Source organism: Achromobacter sp. UBA2119 (genome assembly GCF_002331005.1).
GTDB lineage: Bacteria > Pseudomonadota > Gammaproteobacteria > Burkholderiales > Burkholderiaceae_B > Achromobacter > Achromobacter animicus.
Genome location: NZ_DCYD01000019.1, coordinates 177,737 through 202,218, shown reverse-complemented (window position 1 = coordinate 202,218; position 24,482 = coordinate 177,737). Strand labels below are relative to the sequence as shown.

The window sequence follows — 24,482 nt, the reverse complement described above, 5'->3', positions numbered from 1 at the left end:
TCATCAGCGCCCACGCGATCCGAAATTCTTTCGGTGTATGCCTGCCGCCAAAATGCACCGTGCCGGTGCGTGAAACTCTGTCTCCACACCATGACCAAGGCCTTGTTAGTCGAAGACGATGCGAAGCTGGCGCGCCTGATCGCGCAGTTTCTGGAACAGCACGGATTCAATGTTGTTCAGGCGTATCGGGGTGATCATGCGGTGGATGCGTTTCGTCGTCACGAGCCGGCCATCACCATTCTGGATCTGATGCTGCCTGGCCGAGACGGCCTGCAGGTCTGCCGCGATCTGCGGGCGTTCTCGTCTGCGCCGATCCTGATGCTGACTGCCCGCGAAGACGACGTGGATCAAATCCTGGGTCTGGAATCCGGCGCAGACGATTACGTCATCAAGCCCGTGGAGCCGCGTGTTCTGCTGGCGCGGATCCGCGCCTTGATGCGTCGTCACAACCAGGCTGAACTGCAGCCTGAACTCCTGGTGTTCGGACCGTTGTCGATCGACCGTCAGACCCGCGCGGTCGTGCTGGCCGGCGCAGAGGTCGACCTGACGACGCTGGAATTTGAAATGTTGTGGGCGTTGGCTAGCCAGGCGGGCCCGCGCCTCCCCTGGGGGTCGCTTGCCGAGATGCGCAAACTGGCGGCCTCGGTATCGCGCCGCCTGGACATGCTGCGCGCTCCCTGCCTTGTCATTCATGCGCGGCAGGATGACGTTGCGCCGGTATCGAACGCGTTCAAGATTTTGAAGGGGGCGCGCAACACGAATGTGCAACTGCAGTTGCTGACAGATCGCCGTCACGTAGTCACGATGGGCCGCGGATGCGGGGATGTGGTCTCGCGGGTGGCGGCGTTTGTCAGCAACACGTCCCTTAACCCTTCGCCGCCGGCAAAGCCTTCAGCAACGCTTCGTTGAACCGCTTCGGATCCTGTACCTGCGGGGAATGGCCAAGCTCCGGCCACGTGACGAGCTTTGCATTCGGGATGGCCTTGGCCGCCTTCGGGCCCAGCTCAGGATAGTTGCCGAGCTGTTTTGCCACCTCGGGCGCCGCGGCGTCCTTGCCGGGGGCGGTGTTGTCCTTTTCCCCGATGAGCAGCGTGGTAGGCACGGCGATCTGACCGAACTCGTGCACGACGGGCTGCGTGTAGAGCATGTCGTAGGTCAGCGCCTGGTTCCACGCAACACGTTCGCGGCCTTCGCCTTGCAGCATGCCGGCGGCCATAAGGACCCACTTGTCGTAGTCGTCGCGCCATTGGCCGGCGTAGTAGGTGCCCAGCTGGTACTTCTTCATGCCCTCGAAGTTGGCCTTGAGCTCGCGCTGATACCAGTCGTCGATGCTGCGGTAGGGCACGCCTTTCTGTTTCCAGTCTTCGAGGCCGATGGGATTGACGAGCACCAGGGCGTCGGTTTGCGGGCCGTACATCAACGCGTAGCGCGCGGCGAGCATGCCGCCCATGGAGTGGCCGACGATGCTGGCGCGGTCGATTTTCAAATGATCGAGCAGGGCGTGCGTGTTGGCGGCCAGTTGGTGGAATGAAAACTGGTAGGCCTGCGGCTTGTCGGATTTGCAGAAGCCGATCTGGTCGGGCACGACGACGCGGTATCCGGCTTGGCTCAGGGCGGCAATGCTGGCGTCCCAGGTGGCGCCGCAGAAATTCTTGCCGTGCATGAGCACGACGGTCTTGCCGTTGGGCTTGGCGGCGGCCACGTCCATGTAGGCCATCGACAGCTTCTGGCCTTGCGTGTCCAGCGCCAGCCGCTTGACCTCGTGCGGATACTCAAAGCGCTCCAGGTTGGGACCGTAGTCCGGCACCTTGGGGGCGTCTGCCGCGATGGCGCTGCCGGCAAGCGCCATACCCGCGCAGAGCGCGCTCAGCCGGAGATGTTGGGATCGTGTCATTCATGTGACTCCTGTTATGACACCGGCCCGCTGCCGGCGCTGTACAACAGGGACAGCAAAAATGGGGCCTGGGTTCCGCAGGGGATTGAAAGAGACAAACGCGCACCAGGCGGCGTCAGTCGTCAACCGCCCGCTTGCTCCGCGTGCAGCGGCGGCCCAAGAAACTCCACATGCCACTTCTGTCCGAAAGCGTTCAACGCGTCGTGATGGGCTTGCGGGCCGACACGCGCTTGTACGGCATCAGCTCGCCCGAAGGTCTGGAGCGGCAGCGCGCGTCTGTTTCCGAGCATTATGAAATGATCGAGCTTGCCGCGACCCGGCAATCGGACGCCATCGCGGCGTTGATCACCCGGCATATTGAGTCGTGGAAGCCGTTGATGACTGCGGCCCTGCGGGAAGCGTCCTAGTGCCGCTCAAGACACCACCGCCTCCGGCTGCCGTTGCAGCCGCAGCACCGGCGACGTAAACAGCACGGCGAACTGGATGAAGAACCCCGCGGTCGACACCCAAAGACACGCCTCCACCCCAAACCGGGCCGCCAGCGTCGCGCCGATCAACGCGCCGATGGGCCGCGCGCCGAAGTTGGCGGTCACGATGACGGACGACACGCGGCCCAGCAGGGCGTTGGGCGTCACCGATTGACGCAGCGTGGTGGTGGTGATGGTCCACAGGATCGGCCCGGCGCCGAATAGAAAGAACCCCACCGCCGCCCATGCCCCTGACGGATACACCAGCGTCGACAAGAGGATGAAGCTGGCCAGCAAGGCGGACAGCGGGCCCGCGCCAATCATCGCGCCGAACGGCAGGCGGCGGGCGAGCCACGGGGCGGCCAGTGCGCCGGCCAGCATGCCCGCGCCGTAGACCCCCAGCGTAATCCCCACGCCCGCAGCCGACAGGCCGAGGCGGTCGACGGCGTAGGCGACGTAGATCGCCAGCAGGACAAACCAGGCGGTATTGAAAAAGAGCGCGGTCAGGAGGACCGGACGCAGCAGGGGATGGGTGGCGACGAAGGCTGCGCCTTCGCGCAATTCGGTGAGCGGATGACGGCGTTGTGCCGTCTTCGGCGCGTCCTGCGGCAGGCCTGCCAGAAAGACGGCGGCCAGCAGCGACAGTGTGGTCGCGAGCACATAGGCGGTGGAGGCGCCCATCCACCCCACGAGCGCGCCGCCCGCCGCGGGGCCGGCCGAAAACGCGGCGCTGCGCGCCAGTTCCAGCCAGCGGTTGGCATTGGAGAGTTCACCAGGAGGAACCAGCTTGGGCACCAACGCAGGCGCCGCCACGTTGTAGGCGACGGTGCCCACCGCCCCGGCGAAGCCCAGCGCGGCGAGCCATTGCAGGCTGAGGCCGCCGGACCACAACAGCGCCAGCAGCACGATCAGGCTTGCCGCGCGCACGGCCTCGGCGGCGGTCATCAGCGAGCGGCGCGACATCCGGTCGGCCAGCACGCCGGCGGGCAGGGACAGCAATAGGAACGGCAGCGTCTGCGCGGTTTGCAGGTAGCCGGTCTGCGCGGCGGTGGCGCCCAAGGCCAGCACGGCATACAGCGGCGCGGCGGCGAGCGCGATCTGCTCGGAGAACTGTGCGGCCAGGTTCGACGCCGCGAGGCGGCGGAAAGCGGAGGGCAGGGCGGGCATGGACGGGGCGGCGGGCGCCGCGGAAACGGCAAGGGCACGATGATGATCGTACCCTTGCGGCCCTGCACTCCGGTCCTTGCTGGGACGCGTCCCGATCAGGGAATCGGGGGGTAGTCGCCGAAGCCGTCAGGCCAGGTGGTCAGCACGTCGTAGCCGGTCTCGGTGACGACGACCATGTGCTCCCATTGCGCGGATAGCGAGCGGTCCTTGGTGACGACCGTCCAGCCGTCGGGGAGTTGCTTGGTCTGCGGCTTGCCGGCGTTGATCATGGGCTCGATCGTGAACATCATGCCGGGCTGCAGCACCAGGCCTTCGCCGGGGCGGCCGTAGTGCAGCACCTGCGGGTCGTCGTGATAGATCTGGCCGATGCCGTGGCCGCAGTATTCGCGCACGATGCTGAAGTGCTCGCGATGGGCGACGGTCTGGATGGCGTGGCCGATGTCGCCCAGCGTGGCGCCGGGCTTGACGGCCATGATGCCGGCGCGCATGGCTTCGTACGTGGTGTTGACCAGGCGGCGCGCAAGCGGACTGGGCTGGCCGACGTAGTACATGCGGCTGGTGTCGCCGAACCAGCCGTCCTTGATGACGGCCACGTCGATGTTCAGGATGTCGCCGTTCTTGAGCACCTTGGCCGCCGGGATGCCGTGGCAGATGACGTGGTTGACCGACGCGCAGATGGTCTTGGGAAAGCCGTGGTAGCCGACGTTGGCGGGCGTGGCTTTCAGCACGTTGACGATGTAGTCGTGACAGACGCGGTCGAGCTCATCGGTGGTGACGCCGGGACGGACGTGTTCGCCGATCATGTGCAGCACTTCGGCCGCCATGGCGCCCGCCTTGCGGGCCATTTCGATGTCGGCGGCCGATTTGATGGAAACCTTCTTGGCCATTTATGCGGCCTCCTGCTGTAAGGGTTGCGGCAACCCTTGCGAGAGGGAGGCGATGGTGAAGCCTTCTGCCTGGTCGATGCGGATCAGCAGTTGGCAGATGTCGGCGTGGCGCAGTTCGGGATAGAGCTCGGACAGCATGCCGATGCGCATCCAGTGTTCTGCCTGGGAATTGATCGAGCGGCTGAGAGCGCCGCTGGCGACGCGCAGGTTCTCATGCATCTGCTCGGAAATCTTGACGATACCCATAGTGGATGTTCCGTATATGTTTTGTATATGGAACGTATCGTACTGCGGCAAGAGGCCGCGTGCAAATCGGCCCTCAGGCTTCCTTGCTTTCCTTGCGCGGCTTGGCTCGCGTGGACTTTTTGGCAGCGCCCGCGCGCGGCGCATCCTTCGGTGCGGGGGCGGCCGCGGCGGTCATCTGTTCCATCCACATCAGCGCGTCGGTGTACGACAGGAACTGCTGGAGGTAACCGGGCGACATTTCGCGCATCAGGGTCAGCGCGCGGTGCACGAGCTGGTTCGAGTTGAGCGGGCCGGCGTTCTTGTGGACGCGTTCCTGAGATTGGCGCACCTGGCGGTCGGCGCTGAAGCGGGACCAGAGCGCGCGGAATTCGTCGAGCAGCGGCAGCTCGGGGTAGGCGGCGCGCAGGCCTAGCGGGTCGCGGGAATCGTCGGAGCCAAGATTGGCGATCAACTCGGCCAGCGGTCCGCCCGACACGGCGTCTTGCGGGGCCTCTGCATCAGCCTCAGCGTCTGCATCCGCAGCCGCATCCTCCGCGCCGATCAACTCCCCCTCGTACGCCGCGATCAGACCCGCAAGCCGCTCGTCCAGCCGCTGACGCACCGCGCCGTCGTACGCGGCCGCCCGGCGGTCCAGCGCGTCGATCAGGTGAAAGCGCAGCGGGTTGACGCGATCCGCGCCGTTGGCGCGCCAGGCGTCCAGCACCGCACGTGCGTTCAGGCTTTCAGCGCGGCTGCCGTCACTGCTCACCGGGCTTACCCGCTTCGTTGGATGGCTTGGGGATGGGCGTGATTTCCACGCGGCGGTTCTTGGCGCGGCCTTCCTCGTCGGCGTTCGACGCCACGGGTTGTTCGGCGCCAAACGCCGCGGCAAACACCGTTGACGACGGCACACCTTCGTCGATCAGGGCGCGCGTCACCGTGAGCGCGCGCTGGGCGGAAAGGTCCCAGTTGTCCGCGAAGCGGCGGTTGCCTTCGCGTACCTGCTGGTCGTCGGTAAACCCGCTGACCATCAGAATTTCGTTGTGGGTCTTCAGGTAGGCGGACAGCGGCTCGATCAGGGTTTTCAGGATCTCGCGGCCCTCGGGCTGGAGCTGGTCGGAGTTCAGCGCGAACAGCACGCTGCCGCTGATGCCGATGCGGCCGTTGATGAGCGTCACGCGGCCGGCGGCCAGGGGGCCCGCCAGCGCCTGCTCCAGGGTTTCGCGGCGATGGGTTTCTTCCTGGCGCTGCTTGACCTCTTCTTCCAGCTGCGTCGACAGCTGCAACTGCACCGCGACGACGCTGACCAGGATGAGGACGAAGGCGCCCAGCAGCACGGACATCAGGTCGCCGAAGACGGCCCAGGCGGGCGCCGTTGCCTCCACGCCGCCGTCGATATCCTCGCTCATGCCGTTTCCGCTCCGGCGGTGGCGCGCTGGGCGGCCAGCTGCTGCAGGTTCTCGATGATCTGCTTCTGCGACATCAGGCTCAGGTCGACGACCTCACGGGCCTGCGCCACGTAGTAGGAAAGCTGCTCGTCGCCGCGCGCGATGGACTTGTCCAGCGCGGCTTCGATGCGTTGCAGATGCGCCGTAAGCTTGTCGTTCGATTCGCCGAAGGCCTGCACGGCCGCGCCAAAGGATTCGCCCAGGCTGGCGACTTCGACGGCGCTGCTGGTGACCAGCGACGCCACGTCGGACAGCTTGCCGGTTTCGGATTCGACCTGCGCGGTGAACTGCGCGCCCACGCGTTCCAGCATGTCGGCCGACGAGGCGACCAGCCCGTCCACGGCGGTGCGCTGCTCGGCGGCGGTGTGGTTGACGGCGTCCAGCAGCGTGCTCAGCGTTTCAAGCAGGCGGTTGCGCTCCTGCAGCATGTCGTTGTCGCGCACCATGCTGTCAGACAGCTTCTGGCGCAGTTCGCCGATGACCTCGGCGGCGGCGCGGGGGGCTTCAGAAGCCGCTTGAACCAGACGACCGATCTCGGCGATGGTTTCACTGGCGTGGGCCTGCGTCTGGGCAGTGATGTCCTGCGCGGTCAGGCTCAGCGTGTCACAGATTTCTTGCTGCAAACCGGCAGCTTGCGCGCCTGCCTGCTGCCATTCGGTGCGCAGCGCGTCGGCCATGGCCGCCAGCTTGCCGGTCCAGGCCGCGAGGCGTTCCTCGTCGTTGGCCGCCAGCGCCGTTTGCAGGGCAGTGTGCGATTGTTCCAGCGTCTGAAGCAGCTCGGCGGCTTGCGCGCCGAAGGCGGCGGACGCGGTTTCCAGCGCCTGGCGATTGTCGCGGGCGAGTTGTTGGCCGGTTTCTTCCTGGCGGGCCTGCGCATCGGTCCAGGCCTGCGTGACGCCGCCGGCTGCCGTTTCCAGGCGCGTCGACACGCTTTCCAGCAGGGCGGCCTGCTGCTGCGTCTGGGCAGTGATGTCGCGGGCGGTCTGAGCGAGCGCGTCGCTGATTTCGAGCTGGCGCAGGGCGGCTTGGGTGCCGGCCTGATCCCATTCCTCGCCCAGCTTGGCGGCCATGGCCGTCAGCGAACCGGTCCAGGCGGCCAGACGTTCCTCGTCGCGCGAGGCCAGCGCGGTTTGCAGGTCGGCGTGCGATTGATCCAGCGTGCGCAGCAACGCGTCGGCATGCTGGCCGAAGGTGGCCGCGGCGGTTTCCAGCGCGCGCTGGTTGTCGGCGGCCAGTTGCTTGCCCAGGTCTTCCTGCCGCGTTTGCGCGTCGCGCCAGGCTTGCGTGACGCTGCCTGCCGCGGTTTCCAGGCGAGAGGACACGTCCTGCAGCAAGCGGGCCTGCGCCTCGGTCTGGCCGGTGATGCCGCGCGCGGTCTCGGCCATTGCGTCGTTGATTTCCTGCTGACGGGCCACGGTGTTCGCGCCGGCCTGTTCCCATTGCTGGCCCAGCTTGGCGGTCATGGCGCCCAGCGTACTGCTCCAGACGGCAAGGCGGTCTTCGTCGCGGGCGGCCAAGGCGGCCTGAAGTTCGGTGTGCGATTGGTCCAGCGTGCGCAGCAGCGAGGCGGCGTGCTGTTCGAAGGCCGCCGTGGCGGCTTCGAGCGCCGCCTGGTTGCCCGCGGCCAGCTTGCCGCTGGATTCTTCGTGGCGGGCGAGGGCGCGGGTCCATTGGTCCGACACGCCGATGGCGGCGGCCTCCATGCGCGCCGACACGCCTTCCATCAGCGCAGCTTGCGCCGCGGCCTGTTCGGCCACGTCGCGCACGGTCTGCGCCAAGGTGTCGTTGATTTCCTGCTGGCGGGCGGCGGCTTGCGCGCCAGACTGCTCCCATTCCTGGCGCAGCGTGGCGCCCATCGCGCCCAGCGTTTCGGTCCAGGCGGCCAGGCGCTGTTGATCGCGCGAGGCCAGATCCGTTTGCAGCGCGGCGTGCGAGGCGTTCAGCGTGCGCAGCAGCGATGCGGAATGCTGTTCGAAGCTGGCGGCCGCGGCGGTGAGCGCCTGCAGGTTGTCGCCCGCCAGCTTCTCGCCGGCTTGCTGCTGGCGCGACAGCGCGTCGGTCCAGGCTTGCGACATGTTGCCGGACGACGCTTCCAGGCGCGCCGACACGCTGTCCAGCAGGTTGGCCGAGCGTTGCTCGAAGGTCTGGGCGAAGCGATCGAGCGAGGCGCGCAGGTCTTCGGCCATGGCCTCGCTGGCGCGCTGCTGGCCGGCCACTGCCTGGCTCCAGATGCCGGCAACGTCGGTCGTCGCGGCTTGCAGGCCGGCGGTCAGGCCTTCCAGTTGCTGGCGCACGGCCTGCGAGACCGTGTCCTGCAGTGTGGCGGTTTCGCGCGACAGGCTGTCCATGGTGGCTTGCACGACGGGCTGCAGCGCTTCGCCGGCGGACCGCGCGCTTTGCGCCACGCTGTCCTTCATGGACTGTTCCATCACGGATGCGAGGCGGGCGTAGGCGGCTTCGGCCTTGCCCTGGAAGGCGGTCTGACTGGCGATCTGGCGCTCGTTCAGCGCCTGATTCTGCTGTTCCATGCTCTTCATCATGGATTCCAGCTGGCCGACGATGGCGGGCATCGCGTCGGCCTGACGTTGCATCACTTCAGCCTGGCGCTGGAGCAGCTTGAAGGATTCTTCGCGCTGATAGCTTTGCGAATACACGCGCAACGTGGTCGCGGCCTGGGTGTCCAGGAGTTGCGCGGCGTGGACGCGGTCGCGGCGGCACAGCGCGGCCAGGAGGCCCAGCATGGCGGACGCGGCGACGCCAGCGATCGAGGTGCCGAACGCAAAGCCCAGGCCCTTGACGGGTGCGGCCAGCGACGCGCGGATCGCGGCCAGATCGGTGGAGCTTTCAAGCGCAAGGCCGGTGCCGCGCAGCGTCACGACCATGCCGAGGAAGGTGCCCAGCATGCCCAGCAGAACCAGCAGGCCGACGAGGTAGGGCGCCAGCGTCGGGCCGGGCAGGCCCACGCGCTCGCCTTCGATACGCAGGCGCGCTGCGTTGCGCAGGCCGGCCGGCACCTTGTCCAGCCAGGCGCCCAGGCTGCCGGGCGCTTCCTTGATGTCCGTCACGGCGCGTGACAGGGCAGTCGTTGCCTGCTGGTAGCGCAGCAGCTCGAGCGCGCCGGCCAGGTAACAGACGCCGATGAGCAGCGTCACGGCCAGCGCCAGCGGGTTCGTTCCCGCGTATCCGGCGCCGATCCAGCCCACAACGGCCAGTCCGGCCAGGAAAACCACGATATTGATCAGAGTCTTGGACATAGTGTCCTAATTAGCTGGTGCGAAGGGCGGCAAGCAACCCTTCGACCGGTTGTAAACGAACATCCAATTCGGCCAGCAGCACGGCGCGCATGTCGGCGCGGAACGTGTCCAGCCAGGCGCCCGCGGTAATTGCCGCGACGGGCGCCGCCGCGTTGGCTGGCGCGGCGTCAAGGGCTGCGACCGCTGCATCGCCGTCGGCCCTTGCATTGCCGTCCGCCTCCGCAGCGGTATCAGCCGCCGCGTCGGCGTCAGCCAAGTCCTGCGCCTCGGCAGCAGCCTGGGCTTCTGTGGCAGCCAGCGCCGCTTCCTCGGCCTTGCGCAGCCGGTCAAAGTGCGTCTGCAGCAGTTTCGGAATCGCGCCGAGCAGGGCCCGCTCCTTGGGCAGCAGCGCGCGGTCCATGATCGCGTCCACCACGGCCAGGCGCGTCCATTCGCCATTGCGCGCTGCGACCATCCCGCGCAGGCGGCTGCGCAGATTGCCAATGCTGGTCTCCATCGTGTGCTGCAACGACAGATACCGCTGGCGAAAACTCGAGTAATCGAACTCATCCTCGGCCAGGACGGCAGCCAGTTTCTTGGCTGGCGCCGGTACCGGGGCGACCCGCTTGGCGGCCGTGGCCGCCGTGTCACTGGCGATGGCGTCCGCCAGGGTGGTGCGCACGCGCACGCATTCGCGTTCTTCGGCGCTGCTGAACAGGCGGGCGCCGGGCGCAATGACCGGCGGGCTTGTATTCAAGGCCGCCGACAGGGCGATCGCGTCCGTCCAGCCAAGCCATTGGCTCAGATGGTCGGATAGCGACTGCCTGGACTGCTGGACTTCCGCGTCCGTCAGGCGAGTCAGCAAGCGAATGAGCGTCGGGCCGCTTAAACCTGTGCGCTGGGGGGCTTGCAACATACCACCAGAGTCAAAAAGGGGGGAGTTTACACGCTGCGACGGGCCGAGAGGGCCTGTCCAGGCGGTCCGGGCGGCCGTCCGGGTCACAAAGCGGGGTCGCATCATGGATACTGCGTCGAAGGCGCTGCAATACTGTGTCGCCGCCCAGCGAGCAGGAACCCTGGGGCCGCATGGCCGTCGAACGTTCCATGGATGCCCGCACCCCCTGGCGATTTGCCCGACGACTTCTCATCCTGGCCGCGTTGGCCGCCCTGGCGGTCTGGGCCTGGCCGCGTCTGCCGGAGGCGGCGCGCGCGCCCTGGCACATGGCGCGGCTGTCCTGGCAGGACGCGCCCGTGTCGCTGCCCGTGCCGGTGCAGGGCGTTGCGCCCCGGCGGCTGGCCGATACCTGGGGCGCGGCGCGGTCGGGCGGGCGAACCCACCAAGGCATCGATATCTTTGCCAAGCGCGGCACGCCGGTGGTGTCGGCGACCGAAGGCGTGGTCACGCGCATCGGCGAAAACACGCTGGGCGGGCAGGTCGTCTGGGTGATGGGACCGGGCCGGCAGATGCACTATTACGCGCACCTGGACGGTTACGCGGATATCCGCCGGGGCCAACTCGTTGCCCCGGGCGACGTGCTGGGCTTTGTGGGCAATACCGGCAACGCCAAAGGCACGCCGCCGCATCTGCATTACGGCATCTATGCAGGGGGCGGCGCGCTCAACCCGTATCCGCTGTTGACCCCGCCCAGCGCACCGCAAGGTTCGTCTCTGCCCGTGTCGTCCGCGCAATAGCGCTGCAAGCAGCCCGCTGCGCGGTGTAGATTGGTGCCCAGGCCAAGAAAAACGGGGCAGGCGGTGCCGCACTTTCCATGGACTTTCTGATTGAAACGGCGGCGCGCGCGTTGGCCGCAGGCGACCCGCTTGGCGCGTTGAACCAGGTGGCGCTGCGCAGCGACGCACCCGCGCTGGCCTTGCGCGGCATTGCCTTCGCGCAACTGGGCGATCTGCCCCGCGCCAGGACGCTGCTGCGCAGCGCCGCCCGTGGGTTTGGTCCGCGGCAAGCGGTGGCGCGGGCCCGCTGCGTGGTTGCCGAAGCCGAGATCGCGCTGGCTTCGCGAGATCTGAGCCACCCGGACAAGGCGCTGGACACGGCGCGCGCCACGCTGCAGGCGCACGGCGACGTGGTCAACGCGGCGCATGCCGGTCATCTGACGGCGCGCCGTCAGTTGCTGCTGGGGCGGCTGGAAGACGCGGAGCACACCCTCGCGCAGGTGGATGCCGGCTCACTGCCTTGGGCGTCGCGCGCCATCCAGGACCTGATCGTCGCGGGCATCGCACTACGCCGCCAGCAGGCGGCCGCCGCCCGCGCAGCGTTGGCGCGCGCGGAGCAGTTCGCCGAGCGGGCCGGAATTACGGCGCTGATGGCGGAAGTGGCCCACGCGGTGCAGGCATTGGACGCGCCCGCCGCCCGGCGTATCGGACGCGACGGCGAGTGCACGTTGTCGCTGGACCAGGTCGAGGCCTTGCTGGCGTCCGGCACGCTGGTCGTGGATGCCTGCCGGTTCGCTGTGCGGGGTGGGCAAACGGCTGTCGCGCTGGCCGGCCGTCCCGTGCTGTTTGCGCTGGCGCGGGCGTTGGCGCAAGCCTGGCCCGAGGATGTGACGCGCGACGCGCTGATCGCCCAGGCGTTTCGCACGCGCTACTTTGACGAGACGCATCGTGCGCGCCTGCGCGTCGAGATGGGCCGCCTGCGCACCGCGATCCGCCCGTTGGCCGGTGTCCACGCCACTCGGCACGGCTATGCGCTTGCGCCTGCGGGCGCTTGCGACGTTACGGTGCTGGCGCCGGCCGGCGACGAAGCGGATCCGGAGCAGGGGGCGCTGTTGGCCTATCTGGCTGACGGCGAGGGCTGGTCGAGTTCGGCGCTGGCGCTGGTGCTCGGATCGAGCCAGCGCACCGTGCAGCGCGCGCTTGAGGCCCTGGCCGAGGCCGGCAGGGTGCAGGCCTTCGGCCAGGGGCGCGCGCGGCGCTGGATGCTGCCGCCGGTGCCTGGATTCACGACAAGCTTGTTACTCCCGGCGATTCTGCCCGCCCAGTAGCATGGAAGCACCCCTCTAAAAGGAAGCCACCATGAAACGATCACAAGCCGAAATCCTCCGTGAATATGGCCCGTTCCCGGGCGTCGAGGCCGTCCATGGGCTGACCTATGACGGCAAGCAGGTGTGGTTCGCCACGGGCGACAGCCTCGTTGCCCTGGACCCGGCCACCGGACAGACGTCGCGCTCGCTCGACATCACCGCGAATGCGGGCACGGCCTTTGACGGCACGCACCTCTATCAGATCGCCGATGGCTGGATCCAGAAGGTCGATCCGCAAAGCGGCAAGGTGCTGTCCACCATCCCGGCGCCCGGCGGCGAGGGCGTGTCTGGCCTGGCCTGGGCGGAAGGCAGCCTGTGGGTCGGCGCCTACCGCGACCGCAAGATCCACCAGGTCGACCCCGAAACCGGTAACGTGCTGCGCACCATCGACTCCAACCGCTACGTGACGGGCGTCACATGGGTGGACGGCGAGTTGTGGCACGGCACATGGGAAGCCGAAGAAAGCGAATTGCGGCGTCTTGAACCGCGCACCGGCGAAGTGCTGGAGGCGGTCGAGATGCCCGCGGGCATTGGCGTGTCGGGCCTGGAATCCGATGGCGGCGCGCGGTTTTATTGCGGCGGCGGCGAAAGCGGCAAGGTGCGCGCGGTGCAGCGGCCGGGCAAGCCGGAGGATTAAAAAAAAATGGGGAAAAACAACAGTAGATGGAGATGATAAGGATTTGCATTTAAACTTCCTGCCGATTTGTCACCCTTTTGACCCACTCGGTAGGAAGCCCAATGCAAGCAGAAAGACGCGCCCGACGCGGTCACATCGTTCACCCACGTTTCATGCTGCGCCGCACGTCGGCGGCGGTTTTCCTGGCGTTGGCCTCGGTGGCCGTTGCCGCGCAGGACGCCAACGTGTCGACGCTGCCTTCGGTGCAAGTGGTGGGCGAGAACGCCAATCCGAACACCACCGAGGGGACGGGGTCCTACACCCCGCGCGCCACGGCGGCCAGCACCGGGTTGTCGCTGTCGCTGCGCGAGACGCCGCAGTCGGTCACCGTGATGACGCGCCAGCGCATGGATGACGAAGACATGCGATCGCTGGCGGACGTCATGGGCAGCACGCCGGGCATTTCGGTGCAGAACTTCGACAGCGAGCGTTACACGTTCAACTCGCGCGGCTTCAGCATCACCAACTACATGTACGACGGCGTGCCCACGGCATTCGACGTGGGCTACGCGGCGGGCGAGTCGTCCGTCGACCCCATCATCTATGACCGGGTGGAGGTCGTGCGCGGCGCCACGGGCCTGATGACGGGCGCCGGCAATCCGTCGGCCTCCATCAACCTGGTGCGCAAGCACGCCGACAGCCGCGAGTTCAAGGCGGACCTGAGCGCGGGCGTGGGCAACTGGGACACGTATCGCGTGACGGCCGACCTGTCCACGCCGCTTAACGCCGAAGGCACCGTGCGGGGCCGCATCGTCTCGGCCTACCAGGACAACCATTCGTTCCTGGACTACTACCAGAACAAGAAAAAGGTCTTCTACGGCGTCGTGGACGCCGACCTGACCTCGCGCACGACGCTCAGCGTGGGCTACAACTACCAGGACAACGAGCCGCAGGGCAGCAGTTGGGGCGGCTTTCCGCTCTGGTACGCCGACGGCGGCCGCACCGACTGGCGCCGGTCGCTGAATACCGGCGCGCGGTGGACCTCGTGGGGCAGCACGACGCAGGGCGCGTTTGCCAGCCTGGAGCATCGCTTCGACAACGATTGGCGCGTTCAGGCCGTGGGCTCGTATTCCAAGAACGAAATGGACGGCAAGCTGCTGTATCTGTACGGCTGGCCGGACCGCGAAACCGGCCTGGGCATGGGCGCGTCGCCCGCCTGGTATCTGGGCGACCGCAAACAGAATGCGCTGGATCTGAAGGCCAACGGTCCGTTCACGCTGTTTGGCCGCCGTCACGAAGCCGTGGTCGGCGCCAGCTTCAACCGGCAGAAGGGCGATTTCAACTACCGGTCCGCCATCGATGCGGCCGACGTCGGCAACTTCCTGGACTGGAACGGCTCGTATCCCGAACCGGACTGGAACGATTCCATCATCGCCAACCGCTACACCACCACCCAGACCGGCTGGTACGGCGCGTTGCGCCTGAACCTGGCCGATCCGCTCAAACTCATCGTGGGCGGGCGCTACAGCACGTGGAAGACGAACTCGATAGGCTTTGGCGGAGAAGGCCGCACCGAGTTCGACAAGAACGCCTTCACGCCGTACGCCGGCCTGCTGTACGACATCAACGACACCTACACCGCTTACGTCAGCTACACCGGCATCTTCAATCCGCAGACCTACCAGGACCGCAACGGCAACTGGTTGGATCCGCTGGAAGGCAAGACGTACGAGGCCGGCATCAAGGGCGAATGGCTGGAGGGCCGTCTGAACGCCAGCGCCGCGATCTTCCAGATCGACCAGGACAACGTGGCGCAGGTCGACCCGGGCCAGATTGTGCCGGGCACGACCAATCAGGCCTACACGGCCGCGCAAGGCACGCGCAGCCGCGGCTTCGACCTGGAAATGTCGGGTGAGGTGACGCCGGGCTGGAACGTGGCGGCCGGCTGGTCGCATTGGACGGCCAGCGACGGCGAGGGCAACGCGATCCAGACCGACCAGCCGCGCAGCCTGGTGCGCGTCTTCACGACGTATCAGTTGCCGGGCGACTGGAACCGCCTCACGATCGGCGGCGGCGTGAACTGGCAAAGCCATGTCTACACCATCGCCAACGGCCCGAACGGCGACGAACGCGTCAGCCAGGGCAGCTACGCCATCACCAACCTGATGGCGCGCTACCGCTTCAACCGCAGCCTGTCGGCGCAGTTGAACGTGAACAACGTGTTCGACCGCAAGTACTACAGCCAGATCGGCTTCTACAGCCAGGGCGCGTGGGCCGCGGGACGCAGCGCGATGCTGACGATGCGCTACCAGTATTGATCGCGGGCGTCATGCGGGTCGGCCTTGTACGGCCCGGCCTTACCTGGGCCCGGCATTACCCGGCCCGGTCTCAAGCCGGCCCGACCGGTCCGGAGGCTGCCCGTGCGGCCTCCGCGATGCTGGCGATGAACGCCTTGGCGGCCTCGGGCATGATGCGTCCGGCCAGCGTCTGCACCTCGAAGTGACGTTCGTTCATTTCGCGGTCGCGTAGCGGCACGGCGACGATCTTTCCCCATTGCAGGCGGTTGCGGATGGCCAGTTCACCACAAAAGGCGACGCCGCCGCCCGCGCTGGCAAAGCCGACCAGCGCGTCGATGCTGCGGCTGGTGAACGCCGCCTCGCAATGCAGTTGCTGGCGGCTGCAACTGATGTCGATCAGCTGGCGCAACGTGGAATCGGGGCTGGGCAGGGCCAGGGGATAGGCGATCAGCTGCGCCAGCGCCATCTCGCGCCGGTCGGCCAGCGGATGGTCTGCCGCCAGGATCGCGCGCACCGGCGCCGGCACGCGCGCTTCCACGCGGATGTCGCGCTGCGACGTGAGGCTGAGGGTGATGCCGATATCCGCCGAGCCGTCCCGGATGCGCTGGGGGATCTCCTGCTGCGAGCAGACGTCCAGCGAAAACCGGATGCCCGCGTAGTGCTGCCGGAAAGCCGCGATGGCCGCCGGCACGAACTCCGACGCATAGCCCTCGGTGCTGACGATGCGCACATGGCCCTGCCGCAGGCCGCGCAGCGCCAGGATGTCGCCCGCTACCCGTTCCACGTCCTGCTGCATGCGCTTGGCGTGCGCGGCCAGGAGTTCGCCGGCGGCGTTGGGGACCATGCCGCGCGCGCGGCGCTCGAACAGCAAGGTGCCAAGTTCCCGTTCGATGCGGGCGATCTGGCGGCTGACGGCCGAGGGGGCCACATCCAGGCGCCCCGCGGCTTCACTGACCGAGCCGGTGCGCACGACTTCCAGGAAATAGCGCAGGGAAATCTCCTGCAGGACGCGGGGGTTCATGGTCGGCTCCAAAGTTTGCGGAAAACGCAAAGAAGAATTCTAACCATTGATATTGCTGCAAAGCGCTGGCCGCCTCTAGGATGTGGGCATTATTTGCGCTTCCCATTCGCTACCACAGCCATGTTTCAATCCGACGCTCCCTCCCAATCCCCCGTTCTGGATTCCCTGCGGCAGGCCAAGCCGGTGCTGTGGACAGGCCCGGACATGCCGGCGCCCGCAAGCGGACCGGGTGCGCATTTCCTGATGGATCAGGTGCTGTCGGCGCAGGAACGCTTTACGCGATTCGCGCCGCTGCTCGCCGAGCTGTTTCCGGAGTTAGCCGAGACGGGCGGCGTGATCGAGTCGCCGCTGCTGCCCGCCGCGGCCATGCAGGTAGCGATCGGCCTGCCGCCGGACGCCGGCCGGTTGTGGATCAAGGCGGACCACGCATTGCCGGTGGCCGGTTCCATCAAGGCGCGCGGCGGCATTCACGAAGTGCTGGAATTTGCCGAATCGCTGGCGCTGCGCGAAGGGTTGCTGCTGCCGGGCGACGATTACCGCAAGCTGGCCGGTCCGGAAGCCCGCGCCGTGTTCGGCCGGTATCAGGTCGCCGTGGGTTCCACGGGCAACCTGGGCCTGTCCATCGGCGTGATTGCATCGGCGCTGGGGTTCCGGTCGGCCGTGCACATGTCTGCCGATGCCAAGGAATGGAAGAAGGCGCGTCTACGTGCGCGCGGCGTCGAGGTCGTGGAGCACGCGGGCGACTACGAAAAGGCCGTGGCCGCGGGCCGGGCGCAGGTCGAAGCCGATCCTTTTGGCTATTTCGTGGACGACGAGCGGTCGGCGTCCCTGTTCATGGGCTACGCCGCCGCCGCGTTGCACCTGCGCGTCCAATTGATCGAAGCGGGCGTGCGGGTCGATGCGGAGCATCCGCTGTTTGTCTACCTGCCTTGTGGCGTGGGCGGGGCGCCGGGCGGGATCGCCTTCGGCCTGACCCAGCTGTATGGCCCGCACGTGCATTGCTTCTTCGCCGAGCCGGTGCAGTCGCCGTGTTTCCTGGTGCGCATGATGGCCGGCCAAGGCGAGCCGCCGGGTGCGCCCGCGTCCGCGTCGGTGTACGACGTCGGCCTGACCAACGTGACCGAGGCCGACGGCCTGGCGGTTCCGACTGCGTCGGAGCTGGCGTACGCGGCTGTCGGCGCGCAACTGCGCGGTGTCTACACCGTTGAAGACGACACGCTTTACGCCGACCTGGCGCGCCTGAAGGACAGCGAAGGCCTGCGCATCGAACCGTCCGCGGCCGCGGGTTTCAGCGGTCCGCGCCATCTGTGCGGCACCGACGCCGGCCGCGCTTGGCTGCGCGCGCACGGCCTAGCCGCGCATCTGCCGCGCGCAACGCACCTGGCCTGGACCACCGGCGGGCTGTTCGTGCCGGACGAAGAATATGACCGATTCCTGAGCCGCGGGCGTTCGCTCGCGGCCGGCAACTAGGCGCCGACAGACGCGCCGATTATCCACCACCTCCCCATCGAGCACCGCCATGAAAACCTCGTTTCTTGCAGTCAGCCTCGCTTTTGCCAGCACCGTCGGCGCCGTCGCGCCCGCAGTGGCCCAGGACGCCTATCCCAGCCGGCCGATTACGCTGGTCGTGCCTTTCCCGCCGGGTGGCGCCACCGATGTGCTGGGCCGCGTGGTGGCGCAAAAACTGGGGCAGGAATTGGGGCGCACGATCGTGGTGGAAAACCGCGCGGGCGCTGGCACGGTGATCGGCGCCAGCTTCGTCGCCAAGGCCGCGCCGGACGGTTACACGCTGCTGGTCAGTTCGGGCACGACGTTCACGGTCAACCCGGCCATTCAAGGCAACTTGCCGTACGACCCGGTCAAGAGCTTCGAGCCGATCGGCATTGTCGGCCGCACCGGCCTGGCGCTGCTTGCGAACCCCAAGGTGCCCGTCAAGGACTTGAAGGAGTTCGTGGCCTATGTGAAGGACCCGGCTCACGATCAGCCGCCGTACGGATCGTTCGGCACCGGCACCACCGCGCATTTCGTGGGCGAGGCCTTTACCTCGGCCGCCAAGCTGAAGATGACGCACGTGCCGTACAAGGGCAGCTCGCCCGCGATGACCGACCTGATCGGCGGACAGATTCCGTTCTCGGTCGACACCGTGGCCGCGGCCCTGCCGCAAAGCAAGCAGGGCAAGGTGCGCGTCCTGGCAGTGTCCGCGCCCAAGCGCTCCGCCTTCCTGCCCGACGTGCCCACGTTCGCGGAACAGGGCTATCCGTCGGTCGCGATGGATACGTGGCTGATGGTCGCCGCGCCGCGTGGCCTGCCGGCCGACGTGAAGACGCGGCTGGAGAAGGCGCTCAAGGCGACCGTCGAATCGCCCGAGGTGGTCAAGAGCCTTGAGGCGCAAGGCTTCGAAGCCGCCTTCGCCAGCGCCGCTGAAGGCGAGGCGCTGATCCAGCAGGAACTGCCCGTCATGCGTGAAGTGGCGCAGCGGGCCAACATCAAGATCGACTGAAGGAAGACGACGATGGCATTGGACGACACCCTGGTATCCCTGACGGCGGTCGAGCTGCGGCGCATGATCGGCGCCCGCCAGCTTTCGCCGGTGGAATTGCTGGAGGCCTGCATCGCGCGCATCCAGGCCGTGAACCCGTACATCAACGCGGTGACCGCCACTGCCTATGAGCGGGCGCGGGCGGAAGCGCGCGCCGCCGAGCGCGCCGTGATGGCGGGCGAGCCGCTGGGCCTGTTGCACGGCCTGCCGATGGGGGTGAAGGACCTGGAACCCACCGCCGGTGTGCTGACCACATACGGCTCGCCTTTGTATCGCGGCCACGTGCCCGAGGAGGACATCGAGCTGGTGGCGCGCCTGCGCCGCGCCGGCGCCATCGTCGCTGCCAAGACCAACGTGCCCGAAATGGGCGCGGGCGCCAATTCACGCAACACGGTGTGGGGCGCGACCGGCAATCCGTTCAACCCCAACCTGAACGCAGGCGGTTCGTCGGGCGGTTCGGCTGCGGCGCTGGCCAGCGACATGCTGCCGGTCTGCACGGGTTCGGACACCGGCGGCTCGCTGCGCATTCCCGCGTCCAAATGCGGTGTTGTCGGATTTCGGCCGTCGCCAGGCATCGTGCCCAGCGTGCGCAAGCCGCTGGGGTGGACGCCGATTTCCGTGGTCGGGCCGATGGGCCGCACGGTGGCCGACGCCTGCCTGCAGATGGCGGCGTCCGCGGGCATGCATGCCGGCGATCCGCTCAGCTATCCGCTGGACCCGCTGCAATTCCTGAACCCCGGCGTCGCGGACCTGGGCTCGCTGCGCGTGGGCTACACCGAAGACTTCGGCGCGTGCGACGTCGACGACGGCATCCGCGCCACCTTCCGCGAAAAGATCGCCGCAATGCGGCATCTGTTTGCCGCCTGCGATCCGATCGACCTGGATGTGGGCGAGGCCCACCGGTGCTTTGACGTCCTGCGCGCCGAAGCCTTCGTGGCGGGCATGCGCGACGCCTACGAGAAGGATCCGTCCAGCCTGGGCCCCAATACCCGTGCCAACTTCGAAATGGGCGCGGCGATGAGCCTGAAGGACTGCGCGTGGGCGCAGGCCGAGCAGACGCGCCTGATCAAGCGCTTTCAGCGCGCCTACGACGATTACGACCTCATCCTTTCGCCCACAACGCCGGTGTCGCCGTTTCCGTGGACGCAGCTGTACGCGGACAAGATCAACGGCGTTGCGCAAGAGAACTACTACCGCTGGCTGGCACTGACGTATGTGGTCACGCTGACCACGCACCCGGCGCTGACGCTGCCGTGCGGGCGCGATGCCAAGGGCATGCCGTTCGGGCTGCAGATCGTGGGCCGCTTTCGCGCAGACCGTGAAGTGCTGGCCGCGGCGCAGGCGATGGAGCAGGCGTTTGCGGGCTCGGACGTGCTGCAGCGCCCAAGGCCGGATCTGGCGGCGTTGCGTCCTGCCGAGCCGGCGTTGACGTCGATCGTGACGTCGCCGCCACAGTTGCAGGGCGGGGGAGAGTCGGGTTCCGTGTCGGCGGTGTAACCCCCGCCTTTAACCGCATCGGGCCAGCACGCCGCGCCACGCGGCCTGCTGGCCCTTTGCTATTTCGGCCTAGTCCGTTTTCTAGGGTTATTCCTGACTAAAAGCTGATTGTCAGCCGTTTGTCAGGCAGGTTTAATCACACCAAAGTTGCGCATCAGACGCATCAATCGGCATCGGATGGCTCGCCGCAGCCAATCTGTGCCACACCCTTGCAGCCGTAGTAACAACACGCTGGTCCATGTAGTCCACCCCAGGAGACAACAAGCCATGCAACACGTTACAAAGCCCCGCCGCCGCAAATTCATCTCCGGCGCAGCCGCCGCAGGGGTCGCGGCGCTAGGATTTCCCGCCATCGCCAAGGCGCAGAACGCGCCCATCTCCTTCCGGTTCCAGAGCACCTGGCCCGCGACCGACATCTTCCACGAATTCGCCCGCGACTACGCCAACAAGGTCAACGAGATGGCCGGCGGTCAGTTGAAGATCGAAGTGCTGCCCGCGGGCGCCGTGGTCAAGGCGTTCGACTTGCTGGATGCGGTGTCGGCCGGGACGCTGGACGGCGGCCACGGCGTGGTGGCCTACTGGTACGGCAAAAACACGGCGGTTGCGCTGTGGGGGTCCGGTCCGTCTTTCGGGATGGATGCCAACATGCTGCTGGCCTGGCATGAATACGGCGGCGGCAAGGAGCTGCTGGTCGAGATCCAGAAGGCCATGAACGTGAACGTGCAGTCCCTGATGTACGGACCGATGCCGACGCAGCCGTTCGGGTGGTTCAAGCGGCCGGTCACGAAGGTCGAGGACGTCAAGGGCGTGAAGTTCCGTACCGTGGGCCTGGCCATTGACATGTACACCGCGATGGGCGCGGCCGTGAATGCGCTGCCCGGCGGGGAAATCGTGCCGGCCCTGGACCGCGGCCTGCTGGACGGAGCGGAATTCAACAACGCGTCTTCCGACCTGGCGCTGGGATTCCAGGACGTCTCCAAGATCTGCATGCTGCAGAGCTTTCACCAGAGCGCGGAGCAATTCGAGGTGCTGTTCAACAAGGCCAAGTACGACGCCTTGCCGGAACACCTGAAGCACATCCTGAGCTATGCGGCGCAGGCGTCCAGCGCGGACATGTCCTGGAAGGCGGCGAACCGCTATTCGCAGGACTACATCAAGCTGCAGAAGGATCACAACGTCAAGTTCTACAAGACGCCGGACGCGATCCTGCAGCAGCAGCTCAAGATCTGGGACGAGATGATCGCCAAGCGGTCGGCGGAGAATCCGCTGTTCAAGAAGGTGCTGGAATCGCAGCGGGCGTTCGCGGAGCGGGTGGGGCGCTGGCACGGCGACACCACCGTCAACTACCGCATGGCCTACAACCACTACTTCTCGCGCAGCACCAAGCCGGCCTGACGCCGTCCTGCGCCGCACCCGCGCGCCGCCTGGCCGGCGCGCGGGGTTTCGCCATGCGTCCAGGTTCCGTGCGCGCCGGCGGCAGATTTGCCGCGGCCTGAGCGGATCCGACTCCAGGACCTTCGATGATCCGAATCGTACGTTTCATAGATAGCATCTCCACCCTTGTGGGCAAGACCTTTGCCTGGCTGATCGTGGTGCTGACGCTGCATGTGTGCTGGGAAGTCGCGGCGCGCTACATCCTGAACCAGCCCAGCGCCTGGGCGTTCGACCTGCAGATGATGTACTACGGGATCCTGTTCATGATGGCCGGGGCGTATACGCTGGCCAAGAACGGGCACGTGCGCGGGGACATCCTGTACGGATTCCTGCCGCCGCGTGTGCAGGCGGGGCTGGACCTGCTGCTCTTCATCGTCTTTTTCTTTCCGGGCGTCATCGCCCTGGTGTGGGCGGGCTGGTACTACGCCGGCTATTCCATCGCCATCCGCGAGCATTCCTCGCTGATGGCCAACGGGCCGCCGATCTATCCATTCAAGGCCTTCATACCCGCTGCCGGCGCAGTGCTGCTGCTGCAGGGCGTGGCCGAGGTCATGCGCTGCATCCTGTGCCTGAAGCAGGGCGCGTGGCCGTCGCGTGAAGAGGACGTCGAGGAAGTGGACGTCGACAAGCTCAAGGAGATGGTGCACGTGAAGGACGAAGACATCGCCAAGCTCGATCGTTACGTCAACTCCGGGGAGTCCCAGCGATGAAAATCCACAAGGCATTGTGGTTCGGCCTGTCGTGCATCGCGCTGGTGCTGCTGATGATCGCGTTCCTCACGCCGTGGGACAACCTCACCACGGGCCACATCGGGCTGTTGATGCTGGCCCTGATCGTGGTGGCGATCATGCTGGGCTTTCCCACGGCGTTCACGCTGATGGGCATGGGCGTGCTGTTCACGTTCCTGGCGTATTACATGCAGAGTTCCGATCCGGGGCGGTCGCTCGGACAGACACTGGATTTGATGGTGCAGCGCACGTACGCCACGATGACGAACGATTCGCTGATTTCGATTCCGCTGTTCGTGTTCATGGGCTATCTGGTCGAGCGCGCCAACCTGATCGAAAAGCTCTTCCGGTCGATGCATCTGGCGCTGGCGCGGCTGCCCGGCGCGCTGGCGGTGGCCACATTGGCGACGTGCGCCATCTTCGCCACGGCGACAGGCATTGTGGGGGCGGTGGTCACGCTGATGGGGTTGCTGGCAATGCCGGCCATGCTGAAGGCGGGTTACAGCGTGCGCCTGACGGCCGGTTCGATCACGGCGGGCGGCTGTCTGGGCATCCTGCTGCCGCCGTCGGTGATGCTGATCGTGTACGGCGCCACCACGGGCGTGTCGGTCGTGCAGTTGTATGCCGGTGCGCTCTTTCCCGGGCTCATGCTGGCGATTCTGTACATGGTGTACGTCATCATCGTGGCCAAGCTGCGGCCCGACATGGCGCCGCCTTTGCCAGAAAGCGAGCGTGGCGTGCCGCTGTCGCCCGGGACGGCAGCGCTTGCCGCGGGCCCCTACACGCGCGCCGTATCGGGCATGCTGGCCGCCATGTTCAAGGGCCGGCGCAACAGCGCGGTGTCGTTTGGCTATCTGACGCGCAATATGGCGATGGCGTTGTCGCCGTTGTTGGTCACGGTGCTGATGCTGGCGGTGGTGCATCATGCGCTGACCAAGCCCGCTGTGGAGTACGAGATTCCCGCCGAACTGCAGTTGGGCTCGGGCGGCTTCGATTCCGGCTCTGGGTTGAGCGAACCGCCCACGGATGGCTTGGCCGAGCCGCCGTCCAATGACCTGCCCGAACCCCCTTCCAATGAACTTGCCGAACCGCCGGGTAGCGCGCCCGCCGCGTCGGGCTTGAGCGAACCGCCGGGCACGCCCGCCGCCCAGCCGCCAGCAGGCGCGGCCGCACCTGCACAGCAGGCCGCACCCGACACGGCCGACGCCCGCAAGCCCGCGCCCACCGGCTTCTGGATCTTTGCAGGCGTCTGCGCAGTGATGCTGGCAGTGTTCTACGCCGCGCTGACGTGGGCGCGGCTGGAAATCTTCAAGATGCTGATGGCGTCGTTCTTTCCGCTGGCGGTGATGATTGCAGCTGTGCTGGGCTCAATCGGCTTTGGCCTGGCCACGCCCAGCGAGGCCGCCGCCATGGGCGCGATGGGCGGGGCGCTGCTGGCGCTGGCGTATCGCAGGCTGAATCTGCCGGTGCTGCGCGAATCGGTGTTCCTGACGGCCAAGACTAGCGCCATGGTGTGCTGGCTGTTCGTGGGGTCATCGATCTTCTCGGCGGCGTTTGCGCTGCTGGGCGGCCAGCGCATCATCGAGGAATGGGTGCTGTCGCTGGGTCTGACGCAGATTCAGTTCCTGCTGCTGGCGCAGATCATCATCTTCCTGCTCGGCTGGCCGCTGGAATGGACCGAGATCATCGTGATCTTCATGCCGATCTTCGTGCCGCTGCTCAACACGTTCGGCATCGATCCGCTGTTCTTCGGCTTGCTGGTCGCGCTGAACCTGCAGACCGCGTTCCTGTCCCCGCCGGTGGCCATGTCGGCGTTCTACTTGAAGGGCGTGTCGCCGCCGCACGTGACGCTGAATCAGATCTTCCTGGGCATGATGCCGTTCATGGGGATCCAGGTGGTCGCGATCTTCCTGCTGTACATGTTCCCGGCGATCGGCATGTGGCTGCCGACGGTGCTGTATCGGTAAGGCGTGAAGGTGTCAGACACCTGC

The 24,482-nt window shown here is 66.9% G+C and carries 21 protein-coding genes; 12 read left to right on the top strand and 9 right to left on the bottom strand.

Going from position 1 to position 24,482, the window contains the following annotated elements:
* The first annotated feature begins 90 nt into the window (after window positions 1-90).
* Window positions 91-909 (top strand): response regulator, encoded by an 819-nt coding sequence (locus B3098_RS24425; RefSeq protein ID WP_286899566.1) that lies wholly within the window; start codon window positions 91-93, stop codon window positions 907-909.
* Here the strand turns inward: B3098_RS24425 and B3098_RS24420 are convergent.
* On the bottom strand, window positions 866-1,894 hold the full coding sequence (locus B3098_RS24420; RefSeq protein WP_279971155.1) for an alpha/beta fold hydrolase: 1,029 nt from the start codon (window positions 1,892-1,894) through the stop codon (window positions 866-868). The genes B3098_RS24425 and B3098_RS24420 overlap by 44 nt on opposite strands.
* Before the next feature lie 170 nt (window positions 1,895-2,064).
* Between B3098_RS24420 and B3098_RS24415 the strand changes: the two genes are divergently transcribed.
* The gene (locus B3098_RS24415; protein WP_286899564.1) at window positions 2,065-2,301 is read left to right on the top strand and encodes an FCD domain-containing protein; all 237 of its coding nucleotides are present in this window, start codon (window positions 2,065-2,067) and stop codon (window positions 2,299-2,301) included.
* Between the two features lie 6 nt (window positions 2,302-2,307).
* Here the strand turns inward: B3098_RS24415 and B3098_RS24410 are convergent, their stop codons facing one another.
* The 7 genes from B3098_RS24410 to B3098_RS24380 all read right to left on the bottom strand — a co-directional run bounded on the left by B3098_RS24410 (window position 2,308) and on the right by B3098_RS24380 (window position 10,237).
* Complete coding sequence (locus B3098_RS24410; protein WP_286899562.1) at window positions 2,308-3,528, bottom strand: MFS transporter; 1,221 nt, start codon at window positions 3,526-3,528, stop codon at window positions 2,308-2,310.
* Between the two features lie 95 nt (window positions 3,529-3,623).
* Window positions 3,624-4,415: a type I methionyl aminopeptidase gene (gene map / locus B3098_RS24405; protein WP_286899561.1), complete on the bottom strand. Its 792-nt coding sequence runs from the start codon at window positions 4,413-4,415 to the stop codon at window positions 3,624-3,626.
* Complete coding sequence (locus tag B3098_RS24400) at window positions 4,416-4,661, bottom strand: ParD-like family protein (protein WP_175121249.1); 246 nt, start codon at window positions 4,659-4,661, stop codon at window positions 4,416-4,418.
* A gap of 73 nt (window positions 4,662-4,734) precedes the next feature.
* Window positions 4,735-5,409, bottom strand: a complete 675-nt coding sequence (locus tag B3098_RS24395) for a DUF2894 domain-containing protein (protein ID WP_286899558.1) — start codon at window positions 5,407-5,409, stop codon at window positions 4,735-4,737.
* Complete coding sequence (locus B3098_RS24390; protein ID WP_175183673.1) at window positions 5,399-6,049, bottom strand: OmpA family protein; 651 nt, start codon at window positions 6,047-6,049, stop codon at window positions 5,399-5,401. Before B3098_RS24390 ends, B3098_RS24395 begins: the two co-directional genes overlap by 11 nt.
* The gene (locus B3098_RS24385) at window positions 6,046-9,342 is read right to left on the bottom strand and encodes a DUF802 domain-containing protein (RefSeq protein WP_286899555.1); all 3,297 of its coding nucleotides are present in this window, start codon (window positions 9,340-9,342) and stop codon (window positions 6,046-6,048) included. The genes B3098_RS24390 and B3098_RS24385 overlap by 4 nt, the downstream gene beginning before the upstream one ends.
* A gap of 10 nt (window positions 9,343-9,352) precedes the next feature.
* Window positions 9,353-10,237 (bottom strand): DUF3348 domain-containing protein, encoded by an 885-nt coding sequence (locus B3098_RS24380; RefSeq protein WP_286900266.1) that lies wholly within the window; start codon window positions 10,235-10,237, stop codon window positions 9,353-9,355.
* Window positions 10,238-10,425: 188 nt separating this feature from the next.
* Here B3098_RS24380 and B3098_RS24375 point away from each other — a divergent pair, with 188 nt between their 5' ends.
* The 4 genes from B3098_RS24375 (at window position 10,426) to fhuE (ending at window position 15,293) form a co-directional block, all read left to right on the top strand.
* On the top strand, window positions 10,426-11,013 hold the full coding sequence (locus B3098_RS24375; protein ID WP_286899553.1) for a M23 family metallopeptidase: 588 nt from the start codon (window positions 10,426-10,428) through the stop codon (window positions 11,011-11,013).
* Between the two features lie 77 nt (window positions 11,014-11,090).
* Window positions 11,091-12,320, top strand: coding sequence for a helix-turn-helix domain-containing protein (locus B3098_RS24370; RefSeq protein ID WP_286899551.1), 1,230 nt, complete (start codon window positions 11,091-11,093; stop codon window positions 12,318-12,320).
* Between the two features lie 31 nt (window positions 12,321-12,351).
* Window positions 12,352-12,996, top strand: coding sequence for a PQQ-binding-like beta-propeller repeat protein (locus B3098_RS24365; protein ID WP_286899549.1), 645 nt, complete (start codon window positions 12,352-12,354; stop codon window positions 12,994-12,996).
* 101 nt (window positions 12,997-13,097) lie between these two features.
* On the top strand, window positions 13,098-15,293 hold the full coding sequence (gene fhuE, locus B3098_RS24360; protein WP_286899547.1) for a ferric-rhodotorulic acid/ferric-coprogen receptor FhuE: 2,196 nt from the start codon (window positions 13,098-13,100) through the stop codon (window positions 15,291-15,293).
* Window positions 15,294-15,363: 70 nt separating this feature from the next.
* On the opposite strand, the gene B3098_RS24355 is transcribed toward fhuE, so the two are convergent.
* Window positions 15,364-16,293 (bottom strand): LysR family transcriptional regulator, encoded by a 930-nt coding sequence (locus tag B3098_RS24355; RefSeq protein ID WP_175121256.1) that lies wholly within the window; start codon window positions 16,291-16,293, stop codon window positions 15,364-15,366.
* 120 nt (window positions 16,294-16,413) lie between these two features.
* Here B3098_RS24355 and B3098_RS24350 point away from each other — a divergent pair, with 120 nt between their 5' ends.
* The 6 genes from B3098_RS24350 to B3098_RS24325 all read left to right on the top strand — a co-directional run bounded on the left by B3098_RS24350 (window position 16,414) and on the right by B3098_RS24325 (window position 24,458).
* On the top strand, window positions 16,414-17,763 hold the full coding sequence (locus B3098_RS24350) for a D-serine ammonia-lyase (RefSeq protein WP_286899545.1): 1,350 nt from the start codon (window positions 16,414-16,416) through the stop codon (window positions 17,761-17,763).
* Window positions 17,764-17,812: 49 nt separating this feature from the next.
* Window positions 17,813-18,793, top strand: coding sequence for a Bug family tripartite tricarboxylate transporter substrate binding protein (locus tag B3098_RS24345; RefSeq protein WP_286899543.1), 981 nt, complete (start codon window positions 17,813-17,815; stop codon window positions 18,791-18,793).
* 12 nt (window positions 18,794-18,805) lie between these two features.
* On the top strand, window positions 18,806-20,329 hold the full coding sequence (locus tag B3098_RS24340; RefSeq protein ID WP_286899541.1) for an amidase: 1,524 nt from the start codon (window positions 18,806-18,808) through the stop codon (window positions 20,327-20,329).
* 267 nt (window positions 20,330-20,596) lie between these two features.
* Window positions 20,597-21,724 (top strand): TRAP transporter substrate-binding protein, encoded by a 1,128-nt coding sequence (locus B3098_RS24335; RefSeq protein ID WP_175121260.1) that lies wholly within the window; start codon window positions 20,597-20,599, stop codon window positions 21,722-21,724.
* 125 nt (window positions 21,725-21,849) lie between these two features.
* Window positions 21,850-22,473, top strand: coding sequence for a TRAP transporter small permease subunit (locus B3098_RS24330; protein WP_175136290.1), 624 nt, complete (start codon window positions 21,850-21,852; stop codon window positions 22,471-22,473).
* Window positions 22,470-24,458 carry a TRAP transporter large permease gene (locus B3098_RS24325; RefSeq protein WP_286899536.1) on the top strand — a complete coding sequence of 663 codons (1,989 nt, stop codon included), beginning with the start codon at window positions 22,470-22,472 and terminating at the stop codon, window positions 24,456-24,458. Before B3098_RS24330 ends, B3098_RS24325 begins: the two co-directional genes overlap by 4 nt.
* Window positions 24,459-24,482 lie beyond the last annotated feature (24 nt).